The sequence below is a fragment of the Syntrophorhabdaceae bacterium genome (assembly GCA_028698615.1).
Lineage (GTDB): Bacteria > Desulfobacterota > Syntrophorhabdia > Syntrophorhabdales > Syntrophorhabdaceae > Delta-02.
On sequence record JAQVWF010000010.1, the window covers coordinates 29,959 to 44,854 of the forward strand.

The 14,896-nt window shown below is 55.3% G+C and carries 15 protein-coding genes; 1 reads left to right on the forward strand and 14 read right to left on the reverse strand.

Annotated features, from left to right (window positions below; genetic code table 11):
* Window positions 1-165: cold shock domain-containing protein (locus PHC90_05630; GenBank protein ID MDD3845825.1), on the forward strand; the 165-nt coding region annotated here is incomplete at its 5' end.
* A gap of 9 nt (window positions 166-174) precedes the next feature.
* Here PHC90_05630 and mazG read toward each other — a convergent pair.
* The 14 genes from mazG to PHC90_05700 form a co-directional block, all read right to left on the reverse strand.
* The gene (gene mazG / locus PHC90_05635) at window positions 175-930 is read right to left on the reverse strand and encodes a nucleoside triphosphate pyrophosphohydrolase (GenBank protein ID MDD3845826.1); all 756 of its coding nucleotides are present in this window, start codon (window positions 928-930) and stop codon (window positions 175-177) included.
* 2 nt (window positions 931-932) lie between these two features.
* Entirely contained in the window at window positions 933-2,195 is a 1,263-nt protein-coding gene (locus tag PHC90_05640; GenBank protein MDD3845827.1) for a glycosyltransferase N-terminal domain-containing protein, read from the reverse strand.
* Between the two features lie 91 nt (window positions 2,196-2,286).
* Window positions 2,287-2,844 (reverse strand): DUF374 domain-containing protein, encoded by a 558-nt coding sequence (locus PHC90_05645; GenBank protein MDD3845828.1) that lies wholly within the window; start codon window positions 2,842-2,844, stop codon window positions 2,287-2,289.
* Window positions 2,844-4,598: a lipid A export permease/ATP-binding protein MsbA gene (gene msbA / locus PHC90_05650; GenBank protein ID MDD3845829.1), complete on the reverse strand. Its 1,755-nt coding sequence runs from the start codon at window positions 4,596-4,598 to the stop codon at window positions 2,844-2,846. Before msbA ends, PHC90_05645 begins: the two co-directional genes overlap by 1 nt.
* Window positions 4,595-5,773 (reverse strand): lipid-A-disaccharide synthase, encoded by a 1,179-nt coding sequence (gene lpxB, locus PHC90_05655; protein ID MDD3845830.1) that lies wholly within the window; start codon window positions 5,771-5,773, stop codon window positions 4,595-4,597. The genes msbA and lpxB overlap by 4 nt, the downstream gene beginning before the upstream one ends.
* Entirely contained in the window at window positions 5,712-6,647 is a 936-nt protein-coding gene (locus tag PHC90_05660) for a Gfo/Idh/MocA family oxidoreductase (GenBank protein ID MDD3845831.1), read from the reverse strand. Before PHC90_05660 ends, lpxB begins: the two co-directional genes overlap by 62 nt.
* Window positions 6,638-7,405, reverse strand: a complete 768-nt coding sequence (gene lpxA / locus PHC90_05665) for an acyl-ACP--UDP-N-acetylglucosamine O-acyltransferase (GenBank protein ID MDD3845832.1) — start codon at window positions 7,403-7,405, stop codon at window positions 6,638-6,640. The genes PHC90_05660 and lpxA overlap by 10 nt, the downstream gene beginning before the upstream one ends.
* A gap of 10 nt (window positions 7,406-7,415) precedes the next feature.
* Window positions 7,416-7,847 (reverse strand): 3-hydroxyacyl-ACP dehydratase FabZ, encoded by a 432-nt coding sequence (gene fabZ / locus PHC90_05670; GenBank protein ID MDD3845833.1) that lies wholly within the window; start codon window positions 7,845-7,847, stop codon window positions 7,416-7,418.
* Window positions 7,828-8,868, reverse strand: coding sequence for a UDP-3-O-(3-hydroxymyristoyl)glucosamine N-acyltransferase (gene lpxD / locus PHC90_05675; protein MDD3845834.1), 1,041 nt, complete (start codon window positions 8,866-8,868; stop codon window positions 7,828-7,830). Before lpxD ends, fabZ begins: the two co-directional genes overlap by 20 nt.
* Window positions 8,868-9,401 (reverse strand): OmpH family outer membrane protein, encoded by a 534-nt coding sequence (locus PHC90_05680; protein ID MDD3845835.1) that lies wholly within the window; start codon window positions 9,399-9,401, stop codon window positions 8,868-8,870. The genes lpxD and PHC90_05680 overlap by 1 nt, the downstream gene beginning before the upstream one ends.
* A 12-nt stretch (window positions 9,402-9,413) precedes the next feature.
* On the reverse strand, window positions 9,414-11,663 hold the full coding sequence (gene bamA, locus PHC90_05685) for an outer membrane protein assembly factor BamA (GenBank protein ID MDD3845836.1): 2,250 nt from the start codon (window positions 11,661-11,663) through the stop codon (window positions 9,414-9,416).
* 56 nt (window positions 11,664-11,719) lie between these two features.
* Window positions 11,720-13,141 (reverse strand): hypothetical protein, encoded by a 1,422-nt coding sequence (locus tag PHC90_05690; protein MDD3845837.1) that lies wholly within the window; start codon window positions 13,139-13,141, stop codon window positions 11,720-11,722.
* A complete protein-coding gene (locus PHC90_05695; GenBank protein ID MDD3845838.1) occupies window positions 13,138-14,106 on the reverse strand; it encodes a glycosyltransferase family 4 protein in 969 nt (322 codons plus the stop codon). The genes PHC90_05690 and PHC90_05695 overlap by 4 nt, the downstream gene beginning before the upstream one ends.
* A gap of 108 nt (window positions 14,107-14,214) precedes the next feature.
* Complete coding sequence (locus tag PHC90_05700) at window positions 14,215-14,877, reverse strand: endonuclease III (protein MDD3845839.1); 663 nt, start codon at window positions 14,875-14,877, stop codon at window positions 14,215-14,217.
* Window positions 14,878-14,896: the final 19 nt, after the last annotated feature.

Below are 14,896 nucleotides of genomic sequence, written 5' to 3' on the forward strand. Positions count from 1 at the left end.
GGCTACGGTTTCATCGAACAGGATGGTGGTGAGGATGTTTTTGTGCACTTCTCGGCAATTCAGCAGGATGGTTTCAAGTCACTAAAAACCGGCGAAAAGGTGGAATTCGAGATTGTGAAGGGGCCGAAAGGCCCTCAGGCGGCAAACGTAATAAAAGCTGAATAAATCAGGGGCCTAGTCGCCTGTGTCCTCGAGAGACTTGCTGTCGTTCCAAAGCCTTTCCATCGTATCGGTGTCAGCATCCCGAATATCGGTATTGCTCTCAATGTAACTGAATCTTCGCGTGAACTTGTCCGAGGTTGATCTCAAAGCATCCTCGGGATCTACGGACAGGAAGCGGGCGATGTTGACAATGGTGAAAAGGAGGTCGCCCACTTCTTCCCTGATGTGCCCGGGCTCGCCTGCGGCTTGCGCCTGACGCAGCTCCGCTATCTCCTCGTACATCTTGTCATAGACATCCCCGATCTCCTTCCAGTCAAACCCGACCTTTGCCGCCCTCTTTGTTATCACATACGCCCGAAGAAGCGCCGGCATTGAAGGGGGGATGTTTGCCAGAAGCGAGTAGTCCTGCCTCTCCTCTCTTTTGAGCTCCTCCCACTTCACTTCTATGGGGGCGTCGAGCACCTGTTTCCGGAAGACGTGGGGGTGGCGATGATACATCTTCCCGTAGACGTTGTCAATGACATCCTTAATGTCGAAAGCGCCTCGTTCCTTGCATATCTGGGCGATAAAGACGATGTGGAAGAGGAGGTCCCCAAGTTCCTCCTTGAGTTCCTGCATGTCCTCTTTTTCGATGGCCTCGATGATCTCATAGACCTCCTCGAGCATGAAGGTCTTGAAGGCCGAGACCTTCTGCTTGCGATCCCAGGGACATCCTTCATCGCTTCTGAGCCTCTCCATGAGCCAGACAAGTCTATCGAAGGGTTCCAGTCTCAGACCCCTCCTTTCATCGATAGCCCGGTAAGGCCCCTGATGATTCGCGCGGTCTCGTCCATCACGTGCCTCTGGTCGGCGACGATGCCGCGGCCGGCCTCCTGTGTCGATCTGTAGAAGGCATCGTCGGTAAGGAGTCTCTTCACGGCCAGGTGCATGTCGCTGCCTGTCTCGACAAGAAGACCTGCCTTCTTCTCGAGAATAGAGGCGGCAATGTCCCTGAAGTTTTCCGTGTGTGGGCCGAATAACACCGGTGTGCCGACGAAGAGAGGCTCCAGCATGTTCTGCCCGCCATAGGGCGCAAGAGAACCGCCGACGAAGGCCGCCATGCTCCTCGCATAGATCTCCATGAGGTCCCCCACGGTATCGACGATGACGATGTCGGGATTCCCCTGCTGTTCCTTTCCCTTGATCCTGGAATAGCGGGCGGTCCGGAAGGACTTCGAAAGCTCTTCATCGATGGTGACGGCGAGATGCAGCTCCCTGGGCGCTATGAAAAGCTTGTAGTCGGGGAAGTCGGCCTTGAGGAGCGTCACTGCCTTGTATATCTCCTCTAGTTCCTTTTCCTTTATACTTCCGATGGTAATGATCTTTTCGCGGGTGTTTTTGTGGCGCGGGCCTTCGCCGACGGGGCGGTAGTACTTGATATTGCCCGTGACGAAGACACGTTCCGTCGCCATTCCGATGGATATAAAACGCTTCCTGTGTTCATCGGACTGTGCGATGACGGCATCGATCCCCGCGAGTACCGGTCTCATGAAGACGGACAGTCTCCTGTAGGTTGCAAGGGTATTGTCTGATATGCGGCCATTGACGATGACCACCGGGATGCCCCGCCTGCCTGCTTCCCATATAAGGTTGGGCCAGATCTCCGTCTCCACGATGATGATCCCCGACGGCCTGTGGTGGTCGAGGAACCTGGAGACGGAAAACCGAAGGTCGAAGGGAAGGGACGCCGTTTCTCTGCCCTCTCTGGCACCCTGCCGTTTCTCCAGCATCTCCCGGGCATAGAAGGTGTTTGCTGTGAAAAGAAAATTCCCCGGGCCTCCGTTCATCGCCAGGTAATCTGCGACGCTCTCGGCTATTATCGCCTCGCCTATCGATGCCCCGTGGATCATGCACGCTCCACGGGCGGGTTTGCCTTTCACGCTGGGTAGAAGGCGCTCGCGAAAGTTCTTCCTCATCTTTGCGTTGGAAAGGCCGATGACCGTAAAAACGGGTAGGGAGCAAAGGGTGAGGAAATTATAGATCACTTTCCACATGCGGCTTCTTCTGCTTTTTGAGTCAACTGAACGAGGGTTGTCTCGAGTTCTATGCGCTTCTTCTCGATCTCCTCGGCGTCGAGGTCATGCCCTACAAGGATAGGGTCTCCCCAGAAAAAGACAACCTTTGAGAAGGGATAGGGAAGTATGAAATGGTCCCAGGAATGAAAAGTTTTTTTTTACGTGCACCGTAGCTTACGGGGAGGAGGGCCTTGCCGGAGAGCCTCGAGAGCTCCACGATACCCTTCTTGACGGCGAAGCGGGGCCCTTTGGGGCCGTCAGGGGTTATGGCGATGTCGATTGTGTCCCTGAGATCATGGAGAATCTCCCTCAGCGAGGATACGCTGCCCTTTCTATACGAGCCGCGGACGGTGCCTATCCCAAAGTAATTGACTATCCTTGCGATGAATTCCCCGTCCCTGTGGCGGCTGATGAGCACCTTTCCCCCGCCGCCTTTCTTTGCGAAGGGCATCATGAGCAGCCTTCCGTGCCAGAAGCAAACGATGTAATTGAAGCGGCTCCCCCATTGTTCATCGGGCGGCCGGTTCACGTGTTTGATGCGCAGTGTGAGCCTCAGGGCCCAGAGGAACGCGAAGACCATGGGGGGCATGACGTGGAGCATGAGGAGGGATTTCATTCTCTTCTTCATCAGTGTTTTTTCCCTATGGGGATGACCTTTTTGCGCGCCCCTTCCCGGAACTGCAGCTCGTAGAGCTTTCTGTAGGGTCCCTCCTGTTCGATGAGCGTGGCATGCGGGCCTTCCTGGACGATCATACCCTTGTCTATGACGATGATGCGGTGAGCGTTGATGATCGTCGAGAGCCTGTGGGCGATGATGATCGTCGTCCTGCCCTTCATGAGGTTCTCGAGGGCCTTCTGGACCTCGATCTCCGACTGGGCATCAAGGGAGCTCGTCGCCTCGTCGAGGATGAGGACGGGCGCGTTCTTGTAAAGGGCCCTGGCAATGGCGATGCGCTGCTTCTGACCTCCGGAAAGCCGCACTCCCTTCTCGCCGACGACGGTGTCGTACCCCTTGGGAAGCTTGAGGATGAAATCGTGGGCAAAGGCCATCTTCGCCGCCTCGAAGAGCCGCTCTTCGTCGGGCTCTACGCCGTAGGCGATATTGCTCCGGATTGAATCGTTGAAGAGGATGACGTCCTGGGTGACGAGGGCGACGTTCCTTCTCAGGGAATCAAGTGTGACGTCGCGGATGTCGACGCCGTCGACCCTGATGAGGCCCTCGCTGATGTCGTAGAACCTGGGGATCAGGTTGACGAGTGTTGTTTTCCCGGCGCCGCTTTTCCCGACAACGGCGATCACCTCGTTCTTCTCGATCCTGAGGTTTATGTGGTTGACGATCATTTTCTCATCGTACCGGAATGAGACATTCTCGAACTCTATCACGCCCTCTATCCTCCCAAGCTCCGCCGAATCGGGTTTTTCGAGCACCTCGGGCTCCCTGTCGATGATCTCAAAGACGCGCTGGCTTGCCGCGAGGCCCTGCTGGACGTTGTGGTTCTCCTTGTTGATCTTCTTGATGGGTTCATAGAGCATGATGAGGGCTGCCATGAACGCAAAGAACGTTCCGGGGGTGGAGTTTCCCAGGATGACCTCCCTGCCGCCGTACCAGATGACGACCCCGACGGCAACCCCGCCGATAACCTCCATCACGGGGTGGGACAGTGCGCGGATCTTCGTACGTTTCATAGATATGTTGAAGAGCAACTCGTTCTCCGCGGTGAACCTCTTGTTTTCGTACTCCTCCATGGAGAAGGCCTTGACGATCCTCTGGCCGGTGATGGTCTCATGGAGAAAACTGGTGATACGCGCCATGTATTGCTGGATATGGAGTCCTATCTTCCTGAGCTTCTTGCCGAAGGCCACGATGGGGTAAATGGAGAAAGGCAGGATAAGAAATGCTATGAGTGTGAGTTTCCATTCCATGCGAAAAGCCACTATGACAAGCCCGATGATGGTGAAGGCGTCTTTCAGGACCGCGGCTACGGAATCGGAAACGGTGTTCTGGACGAGGGCGACATCGTTGACAATGCGGGAGATGTTCGAGCCCGTCGGTGTCTTGTCGAAGAAGGAGAGGGGCTGCTTCTGCATATTGTAAAAGACAAGGTTCCTGATATCGGTGACTACCCTTTGGCCCACGTAGCCCATGAAATAGCCCTGGACATACTCAAACGTGCCCTTGAGGAGGAAAAGAAGCACGACGAGACCGGGCATGATGTAAAGCTTTGACATGTCCTTCTCGAAGAATATGGAGTCAAGGACGGGTTTGACAAGGTATGCGCTTAAGCTCTGGGCCCCCGAGCACAGCGACATGAAGATCATCGCGATGATAAGCTTTGTCTTGTAGGGGTATGCGAATCTAAGAAGTCTCAGGTAGAGGTTCATGTTTTCTCGAGAAAGTTTATTATCGCGTCAGCGGCCAGCCGGTAGGAATCCTGCCTTTTCAGCTTATCAACTATCGATCCCAATTCGCCCGCAACGCCCTGTCTCCCTTTATCTATCATAGAAAGCGCCTCCCTGGCAATGATTTCGGGTTCGAGACGCTGAATGAACTCGTGAAAGACCTCCCTGCCGGCAATGATGTTGGGAAGACCGATGAAGTCGACGTGGACGATGAGGCGTGCAATGGCATAGGACAGCCAGGATATCCTGTAGATGATGGCCGTCGGCGTCTCAAGGAGCGCCGCCTCGAGGGTGGCGCTGCCTGAAGCCACGATTGCGGCATCGCAGTATGCCAGGGCGTTATGGGAGTCCTGTCTCACAAGTACGACCCCCGGGATGTTCCGAAGGAAGGGCCTTACGACCCTCTCGTCTATGTTGTCGGCGAGGGGAAGAAGGACAGTGAGACCGGGAAGGGTTCGACGCATAATGGCCAGAACCTCCGAGAGGACAGGCATGTGCCGCATTATCTCGTTACGCCTGCTGCCGGGCATGATGGTCAGGATGGGGCCATCCACGGTCATACCAGTTTTGCCGAGGAATTCTTCACGGCCCAGGGAGGGCTGCACTGTTGCTGCGAAGGGGTGGCCGATATAGGTCGCCGGGACCCCGGCCTTCGCATAGAGGTCCTCTTCGAAGGGAAGGATGCAGATGACCATGTCGACATATCTTTTGATCTTCTCCATGCGGCTGCGCTTCCAGGCCCATACCTGGGGCGGGATAAAGTAGATGACGGGAATATGGAGGGAACGGGCGAAGCGGGCTATCCTCATGTTGAAGCCGGGAAAATCGACAAGGACCACAAGATCGGGGCGCTCCGTCCTGATATGGTACTTGACGGCATCGAAGGCCCTCTTTATGTGACCCATGTGGGAGACGACCTCGCTGAGCCCGGTGACGGAGATGTCGCGGTAGTCCCTGACGATCGCCACGCCTCGTGCGGCGAGCCCCTCCGATCCCATGGCGGTTATATGAAAGCTTCCGGTTGTTTGAAGGGAGTCGACGAGATGGCAGGCGTGGGTTTCCCCGGACAGCTCTCCCGCAGATATGAATATCTTCTTATCGATGTGATGTATCCTGTTTGCCTGCAATGCAGCCCCGGATCCTGCTTGCGAGCTCAAGCGCCTTCAGGCCGTCGGTACCGGTGACGCTCGGGGTCGGACCGCCTTCGACGGCCCCGACGAACTCGAGCAGTTCATCTTTGACAGGATCCATCTGTGCCGAGGTATACTCCGTTGTATCCGCCTGCCCGCCTTCATTCCTCATGATGCTTGCAAGTTTTCCCTGCATAAGGTCCAGGGAGAAATACCTGTCCTCTTCGTAAATGGTGAGAGAGCGCTCGCGAAACGTGGAGACGCGGCTCGCTGTTATGTTTGCCACGCATCCGCCGGAGAATTCGATGCGGGCGCTGGCGATGTCGGACTGGTCCGTGAAAAAGGGGACGCCCTGTGCACAGACATCTGTAACCTCCTCGCGGACAAGGGAGAGGACGAGATCGATATCATGGATCATGAGATCAAGGACAACGTCCACATCGGTGGAACGGCCTGTAAAGGGACTGATCCTGCGGGCCTCGATCAGCCTCGGCCTGTTGATGAGGGGGAGAGCTTGCCTGAACGCGGGGTTGAGCCTTTCGAGGTGCCCCGCCTGGAGCACGAGTCCCTTCGCGGCCGCCATGTCGATGAGCTCCTTTGCCTCTTCCGGGAGCACCGTGATGGGTTTCTCGAGGAAAACGTGGACGCCCCGCTCGAGGCAGGCCTTTGCGATAGTATGATGGGACTCGGTGGGGGTTGCGATAACGGCACACGTCACACCCGGCAGGGCATCGGAATAACGGGAGAACGACGGGACGGCGTACTTGTCGGCGTATTCGGCGGCAAGGGCACCGTCGACATCGACAACGGCGTTCACCTTGACGCCCTCGAATGAGCACAGCTTGCCGAGGTGGATGCGACCCATGTGGCCGAGTCCGATAAGGGCTACACTTACCGGCATATTCCCCTCGTCGATGACTCTATGAACTCGATGAGGTAGCCGATGTTGTCCCCGTCCAGCTCCTCCCGGATGATCTTGAGGGAGGTCTTCAGGGGGAGGGCGGACCTGAAAAGGAGGCGATATGCCCTTTTCAGCTTCGTCAACTCGTCCTTGGAAAAATTGCGTCTTTCAAGACCGACGAGGTTGAGGCCGTAGAGCTTTGCCCTGTCGCCCGCGGCAATGACAAAGGGCGGAACATCCTTTGGGATGCCCGTGAGTCCGCTGATGAATGCGTATTTCCCGACCCTGCAGAACTGGTGGACGGCACAGAGCCCGCTGAAAATGACGAAATCGGAGACCTCGACATGACCCGCCAGGGTTGCGCCGTTCGCCATGATGATGTGGTTCCCGACCTTGCAGTCGTGGGCAATGTGGGCATATGCCATGATGAAATTGTTGTCCCCGATCCGCGTGACTCCGCCTCCCTTGGCGGTGCCCCTGTTGATGGTGACGTATTCCTTGATGGTGTTGTTCCTGCCTATGACCACCCGGGTGGGTTCGTATTTATAGCCGATATCCTGGGGAGGCCCGCCGATGGAAGCAAAAGGGCTCACGATGCATCCTTCGCCTATGGCCGTGTTCCCCTGTACGACCACGTGGCTCTCGAGACGGCTCCCCGCCGCGATCTCCGCACCCCCTTCTATGATGCAATAAGGGCCGATCTCGACGTCCTCTGCGATCTGCGCGTTCCTGTCAACAATGGCGGTTGGATGTATCACTCTGTGTCCCTCACTCCTGCTTAAGCATGGCCATAATGCGGGCCTCAGCCACGACGTCGTCCTCGACGAACGCTTTTGCCTCGAAGACCCATATCTCTCTTCTATGCTTCACAACATCGACGACGAGCCTGAGCTGGTCACCGGGTATCACGGGCTTTCGGAACCGTGCACCGTCAATCCCCGTAAAAAAGACGGTACCCTTCATGCCAGGGAAGGATTGAAAGGCCAGGACACCGCCGGCCTGCGCCATTGCCTCAAGGATGAGAACGCCCGGCATGATGGGTCTGCCGGGAAAGTGGCCCTGGAAGAATGGTTCGTTGATGGTCACATTCTTGATGGCGACGATCCGTTTCGCCTCTTCGAACTCGATGACACGATCCACCAGGAGAAAAGGGTATTTGTGAGGCAGCAGGGTCAGTATCTCATTTATGTCGGTCATCATCTTCCTCCCGTAAGAGTTTCTTTTCCATCTCCTTGATCCTTTCGAAAAGGGCGGGGAGTTTTTTCATATAAAGCTGGAGTCTCATCCATTCCTTGTGGGGCATGTGCGGGGTTCCCCAGATGAGAGACCCTGCGGGCACGTCCTTGGTGATGCCTGTTTGGCCCCCGGCCATGACCTGGTCTCCCACGGTCACATGGTCCCTTACGCCTGCCTGACCCGCAAGGACCACGTGGTTCCCGATGTGAGCGCTGCCGGCGATGCCCACCTGGGACACGATAATGGAATTCTGTCCTATCGTGACATTGTGGGCCACCTGAACGAGGTTGTCGATCTTTGTCCCTCGGCCGATCACCGTGGTCTCAAGGGATGCGCGGTCGATGGCTGTGTTGGCGCCGATCTCGACATCGTCCTCAATAATGACGGAACCCACCTGGGGTATCTTGGCGTGTTTCGTACCATCCCAGACATAGCCGAAACCATCGCCGGCTATCACGCTGTTGGCGTGGATGATCACATTCTTCCCGATCGTCGTGTCCCGGTAGATGGTGACGTGGGGGTAGATGACGCTGCCTTCGCCGATGGTGACGTTGGGGCCGATATAGGAGAAAGGATAAACGATGACATTCTCTCCGATACGCGCCTTCTTCTCTATACAGGCAAAAGGCCCCACGGAAGCGCTTGCGTCCACGGTCGCCTCGGGGCTGACGAAGGCGCGAGAATCGATGCCGGCAGGCATCGATGGTGCCTCCAGGAACATCCCCGCCACATCTATGCTGGCAAGGTCCGGGTTGTCGACGACGATCACGTTCATCCCCGCAACATCGTCAAGGGATGTTTTCCTCCCGATTATCAGTGCCGAAGCCTTGCACTGCGGGACGTGTTTCAGATAGCTGCCATGGGTCAGGAAGCTGATCTGGCCCTCTGTGGCGCCTTGAATGCCGGCAATGCCATGAATCGGGATATCCCCGTCACCGATCAGATCTCCCTTGACTGCGGCAGCGATATCCCTCAGCGTGATCATTACTTGATAGGTTTCTTTTTCGCCGCTTCGTTAAAGAGGGTGATCACCCTGCTCGTGATGTCTATCGCGGGAGTGGCGTAGAGAATACCAGCCTGGCTCTTCTCGAGTATGAGGGAGTACTTTTCCTTCTCGCCGAGGGCGCGCACCACTCCCTCGACCTCTTTGAGGACCTTCTGGGTGTATTCCATGTCCTTCTGCTGCAACTCCGTCTGGTAGTCGTTATAGAGTCTCTGGTAATCTTTGAGCTTTGACTGGTACTGTTTTTCCCTCTCTGCCCGGGCGTCGGCCGTGATGGTGGCGCCCTGTTTTTCGACGGAGTCCTTAAGTCTCTGCAGCTCGGCCTGTTTTCCGTCCAGGTTCTTCTTCAGCCTCTCCGCATCCTGTGTCAGGATGTTCCGGATCTGCTTGCCCTGCTCCGATTCGAGCATCACTTTCTGCAGGTCTATGTATGCGATGGAGACGGACTGGCTCATCGCCGCGAGCGGTGTCAGCAGAATGGTTACGACAAAAAGGACCGTAATAAAGCGTTTCATAAAGCCTCCTTACTAATATTGGGTGCCGATGGCAAAATCGAAAAGACTTTTCCTTTCGTTCTCTTTGGGGTTGAGGTTGAATCCGAGTTCAAGGCGGATGGGACCAAGCGGGGAGAACCAGCGTATACCGAGCCCTGCGGACGATCTCATTCTCAGGTTGCTGAAATCGTCGAAACCGGCGCCGCTATCGGTAAAAACGACTCCCTTAACACCCGCTGGCTTATAGATGGGGAATATCCATTCAAGATTGAAATACATCTGGTTCTTGGCGCCGATAGGTTCGTCGTTCTCGTCCATGGGCCCGGCTTCACCGTAGCGGAAACCGCGGATCGAACTGAGACCGCCGACGTAGAATTTCTCAGTAATGGGGACTTCCTTGCCGCTGTAACCCCGAATAGATCCGGCCGTGCCTTTGACAAAGAAGGAACTCTCCCAGAACTTTATGGGGATATACCTGCCGTAGAATGCCGTCACGGCCCAAAAATAGTTGTCCCCGCCAAAGGGACCGCCTGCCGTTTCCACGGATATGCCGCTGTTTATGCCCTTGGTGGGATTCAATACATCATCTATTGTGTTCTTGCCCACGCTGAAGGTCATGCTGCTCGTAAGGCTGGTGCCTTCCTGTTCCTTGATGTAGGTGCTGGCATCATTGGAGATGTTTGTCACGTCGACGTTCTCGATCCGGTACTTGACGGTCCCCTTGATGTCGTCGGTGAGGGGTTTGATGAGGGACACGTTGCCTCCCATCCTCTTGTAGTCGTAGGTGTCCATGTACCGTTTGAAGTTGAAGACGCTGAATCCGGCCGAAAGGTTCTTGTCGAAGATGTAAGGCTCGAGGTAGGTGAACCTGAACTCGGTGGTATAGCTGCTGAGAGCCGCCTCGAGGACCATCTTCCTGCCGGTGCCCAGGAAATTGTCCTCTGAGACCGCCCCGGAGACGATCACCTTCTCCGATGTGCTGTAACCGGCGCCTATACTGAAGGTACCCGTCGGTTTCTCTTCGATGCTGAGGTCGATGTTGACCTTCCTGGGATCATCGGTCTTGACGATCTTGAAATCCGTGTCCTTGAAGAATGTCGTATTTTTCAGCTTCTTCTTGCTGTCCTTGATGGCGGTGATGGAAAAACGATCGCCCTCGGCAAATTTCAGTTCCCTACGTATGACCTTGTCCCGGGTTCTCGTGTTCCCGATCATGTTTATCCTGTTAAAGTATACTTCCTGGTTTTTGACCACGTTGAACGTGACATTGACCACATGGTTGGTGTCGTCTATGGTGGTCAGGGGAGCGACTTCGGCGAATGCGTATCCCTTGTCCTGGTAGACGTCTGTCAATGCCAGGACGTCTTCATAGAAAACGGTGGTCCTGAAGAGTTTGCCTGGTTCCGTCTTGATCTTGCGAAGAAGCTCTTCCCGGGGGAAGATGACATCTCCCGCGAAATCTATGGTTCCGACGGTGTGCTTGGCGCCCTCTTCGATGGCTATTGTGATGGAAATGCTCTTGCCATCCTTGGAGAGTTGTATGTCGGGCGCGCCGGCGTGCACTTTGGTATAACCGTTATCATGATAAAAGGCTTCAATGTTCCTGCGGTCTTCCAGAAGGACATCCTCATCGAGTATGCCCGATCCGGTGAACCATGAGAACCAGCCTTTTTCCTTGGTCCTCATGTAGCCTTGCAGTTTGCTGTCCTTGAAGGTCTTGTTGCCCGTAAAGGCCACCTTCCTGACGTAAGAGAGCTGCGGTTCTTCTATCACGAAGTTGACCGTGGCGTCATAGGCTTCTCCGTAGTCTATCTCGTAGGTGATCTTGGCGGCGTAATAGCCCTTGCTGGCATAGAGCTTCCGGATCTCGTCCATGCTTTCTTTCACTTTTTCGATATTGAGGACGGTGCCGGTCTTGATCTTCAGCTTGTCCTTGAGGTCGTCGGTCTTGATCTTCTTGTTTCCCGACATGAGGATGGACTTGACAGGAGGCCTTTCGATCACGACGAAGGTGATGCTCTTGCCCTTGTCGGTATCTTTCACGTCTATCTGAACGTCGCTGAAGAAACCCGTCTTGTATATGTTTTTCATATCGTCGCGGAGCTTGTCGAGGTTGTACGCGTCACCTGCTTTGGTCTTGATGTTGTTGGATATGAAGGCTGTATCGATGCGTTCGTTTCCGGTGACTTCAACTTTTACAACCCCTTCGGGGTCTTGAGCCTGAGCCAGGACAGGAAGGCATAAAATCAGCAAGAGAAGAATAGCGTACTTCAGTTTTTCCATATGTTTTGCAAAATTACCAAAAAACAATCCTCTTTGTAAAGGTAAAAAAAAGAATGTCACCAGGATTCGATCTTTAACCCCCCCGTTCCCTGGTAGACTATCTCTCTCCCGGAGGACTTTCGCGTGACATTCCCCAGCATCAGCTTCCTGTCGAGACCCGACGAAGCGGTGAGCCTTATGAAAAATCTGAGCCTGTCCCTCGCCGTGATCCTTTTGGGCAGCGTGGTATTCAGCTGAAGGAGCATCCTTTCGAGGACATCGCCGTCTGCTTCCCGGAAGGTGATGTCCTCGACATCGAGGAAACGGAAGGTGCCGTCATCGAGCCTGAACACGTTGCACGCCTTGAGATCACGGTGGACAATGCCGATCTTGAGCGCATTTCGCAGGAAACCGGCAAAAACGTCCGCCAGGAGGCCCCTCTCTCTGGCCGACGCCGTGTCATATATCCTGTCCACATACCGGTCCAATTCCTCGCCTCTTCCGCCGAGATCCTCCATTGAGATATGGCCGTGCCGAAAAAGAGCAGGCATTTTGAGGCAGAATGTCTCCGGGATGATGGGAAGGTCGAGGTATACAAGGGCAACGTGCGCCTTCCATGCCCGTTTCAGCCTCCTTCTGCCGCCGTAGGTCTTCGTTACGTGGTCGGTGAACCTCTCCACGATGACCTTCGTGTCTTTCTTGATGGTCTCCACAAAGACGCCCCGGCAGCGCCCTTCGTTTCCGATGATGTATAAATGTCCGTCCTGCCATCGTGTCTTCGACGTGTTCTCGAAGGCCCTCTGCTGCTTGCGAAGGATCCATCGCATATGCATGGCCTTGAGCGTCCTTTCCACTGCAGGGCGTATCCCCTCCTTCCCGTAATGACGGAAGAAGGTCTCTTTTTCATCGGGAGTCATTATCCAGTAAGCCATGGCAAGGGCGTGGGAAAGATTCGAGATCTCGTCCTGCGGGGTGAAGGACCTCTTTATCCGCATCTTGTGGAGGTCAATGAGATAGAGCGACTTGTCTGCAACGAGCACGTTGTTCAGGTGCAGGTCGTTGTGCAGGACACGCTCCTTCTCCAATGCCTTTAACAGTTCCGCGAGGGCAATGACGAGATGGCCCCTTTGCGGGGACCCCTGGAAGGCGTCTATGAAGCTTTCCCCGGCGATGTACTCATGGACGACGCAGGAGGTTCCCGGTCCCGATCCGTAGCCGTAGGACCGCGGCGTCGATATGTTCAGAGAGGCCAGCCTGCGGCTCAGGAGGTACTCGATCCTTCCCCGGGGATTCACCTTGTTCCTCACGGTCCCTATAAGGCCTTTTTCAAGGAAGGACTTGACGAAGACCCTGCCCTCCCCGAAGGGATATACCCCGTAGAATCTTCGCTCGTTCCCCTCGTGGGCAAAGGGCTTCAAGACCTCTGTGAGCCCGCCGTCTTCGAGGTGCCACTCGATGCCATTGATATTGCCGGTTATCAAGCCTTCAGGGTCTTTCATAAGGAATCTACGATCTCAGCGAATCTCTTGCCCCAGACCTGCAGTGAGTATCTTTCAACCGCTGTCTTCCGTGCCGCCTCCCCCATGCGCGCGCGCAGGGGAAGATCGCCGCTCAGGGTCCGTATTGCCTCTTCCCATCCCCTGGGGTCGGTCCTCAAAAAACCGTTCACCCCGTCCGTCACCATTTCCTTCGAAACACCCACGGGGTTTGTAATGGAAGGCAGTCCCGTCGCCATGTACTGGATCAGTTTCAGGCCGCACTTACCCCGGGACCATATATCATCCCCGGCAGGCATGATGCCCATGTCAAGGTCGAGGAGCATCATCTTTTCGTGGTCCTTGTTCCATTTTTGAAAGGTGATACCCTGTTTGTGGACCCCGAAAGGCCTGTCGGCAATGACCCTGAACTCGATCCCCCCTCCATCCGTGATGGAAAGGATGAGATCCCGGATCCCCTCGAGATACCTGAGCGTCGACCTCGTTCCTATCCATCCGACGACAAAGGTCTTTCGGCCGCCATGCTCTTTCACGGGGTATTCGTCGATATCGACGGTTGTCGGCATGTAGTGGATGTCGGACCTTCTGTATTTCCCCGCCTCCTCCATGAGGAAAGAGTTCCCGCACAGGACCGCTTTCGAGGCCTTGACCATGGCGGCAAATCGATTGCGTCTTGTCGCGCTCTCACCCTTATTGCCGTACATGACGGCGTCGTCAAAATCGTAGACCATCTTCTTTGCGAACATCTTGAACAGGGAGAGCTTCACGGGGTTGAGCAACAATCTTTGCACGACGACGACATCAGACCGTGAGGCGGCCTTGAGGACAGTGGCCAGGTCTGCCTTCGTCGTCAGCAGGGAAACCTTGAAGCCCCTTCTTTCGAGATAGGGGAAATACTGCTGTATCCTGTATCCCACAGGATTTTCCTTTGTGAATATGTTGTGGGTGTAGAAAAGGATCTTTTTCATGGGGTTCGGCGCGCCATCGCCTTCAAGAGGCTTGTTGAATATATCAGAGCCGCATCGGGCTGTCAACGGCAAGAATAAATGAAAACACATCGTTACGATAATGCTTCCCTATCTTGACCTTGTCACTTTGTTCCTTGCGCAGAGATGCTCGATGGGGCATCGGCTGCATTTGGGCGACAGCGGGGTGCAGATCCGTTTGCCGAAGGTGACCAGGAGGGAGTTGTATACGATCCAGTATCGTTCGGGCAGAACCTGCCTGAGCGTCTCCTCGGTCCGGTGGGGATCCCTTGTCGAAACGATCCCGAGCCGGTTCGAGATCCTGTGGACGTGGGTATCCACGCAGATGCCCGGTTTTCCGTACCCTTCGGTGACGACGAGATTAGCCGTCTTGCGGCCAATCCCTCTTATGGAGAGAAGTTCCTCGATGGTATCGGGGACCTTTCCGCCGAAGCGGTCGATGAGAACGCCTGCCACCTCCTTGAGCACTTTTGTCTTGGTGCGGTAAAACCCGACAGGATAGATCATCCGCTCCAGTTCGCTCTCGGGGATCCTCAGAAGGTCCCGGGGTGTCCTCACCCGGGGCAGGAGCGTCTCCATGACCTTTTCGGTGGTCTCGTCCTTTGTCCGAAGGCTAAGCAGGGTCCCTACGAGGATTGTAAAGGGATCGCTCATTTCACCGCGGGATATGCGGGTGATGACCGGCGCCGCCTCCTCCGGGAAAGAATCCATAAGGACCTCCATCATTTCGTCGAAGGGAAATCCTCTTTTCATCAACCTTGCCTCGTAAGCC

What these genes read in the sequence shown, in the direction of transcription:
- PHC90_05645 (MDD3845828.1), bottom strand. Translation starts at nt 2,844, where the DNA reads ATGAAGAAGAGAATGAAATCCCTCCTCATGCTCCACGTCATGCCCCCC.
- PHC90_05695 (MDD3845838.1), bottom strand. Translation starts at nt 14,106, where the DNA reads ATGAAAAAGATCCTTTTCTACACCCACAACATATTCACAAAGGAAAAT.
- lpxD (MDD3845834.1), bottom strand. Translation starts at nt 8,868, where the DNA reads ATGATCACGCTGAGGGATATCGCTGCCGCAGTCAAGGGAGATCTGATC.
- PHC90_05700 (MDD3845839.1), bottom strand. Translation starts at nt 14,877, where the DNA reads ATGAAAAGAGGATTTCCCTTCGACGAAATGATGGAGGTCCTTATGGAT.
- PHC90_05680 (MDD3845835.1), bottom strand. Translation starts at nt 9,401, where the DNA reads ATGAAACGCTTTATTACGGTCCTTTTTGTCGTAACCATTCTGCTGACA.
- fabZ (MDD3845833.1), bottom strand. Translation starts at nt 7,847, where the DNA reads ATGATGACCGACATAAATGAGATACTGACCCTGCTGCCTCACAAATAC.
- PHC90_05640 (MDD3845827.1), bottom strand. Translation starts at nt 2,195, where the DNA reads ATGTGGAAAGTGATCTATAATTTCCTCACCCTTTGCTCCCTACCCGTT.
- PHC90_05660 (MDD3845831.1), bottom strand. Translation starts at nt 6,647, where the DNA reads ATGCCGGTAAGTGTAGCCCTTATCGGACTCGGCCACATGGGTCGCATC.
- PHC90_05690 (MDD3845837.1), bottom strand. Translation starts at nt 13,141, where the DNA reads ATGAAAGACCCTGAAGGCTTGATAACCGGCAATATCAATGGCATCGAG.
- msbA (MDD3845829.1), bottom strand. Translation starts at nt 4,598, where the DNA reads ATGAACCTCTACCTGAGACTTCTTAGATTCGCATACCCCTACAAGACA.
- bamA (MDD3845836.1), bottom strand. Translation starts at nt 11,663, where the DNA reads ATGGAAAAACTGAAGTACGCTATTCTTCTCTTGCTGATTTTATGCCTT.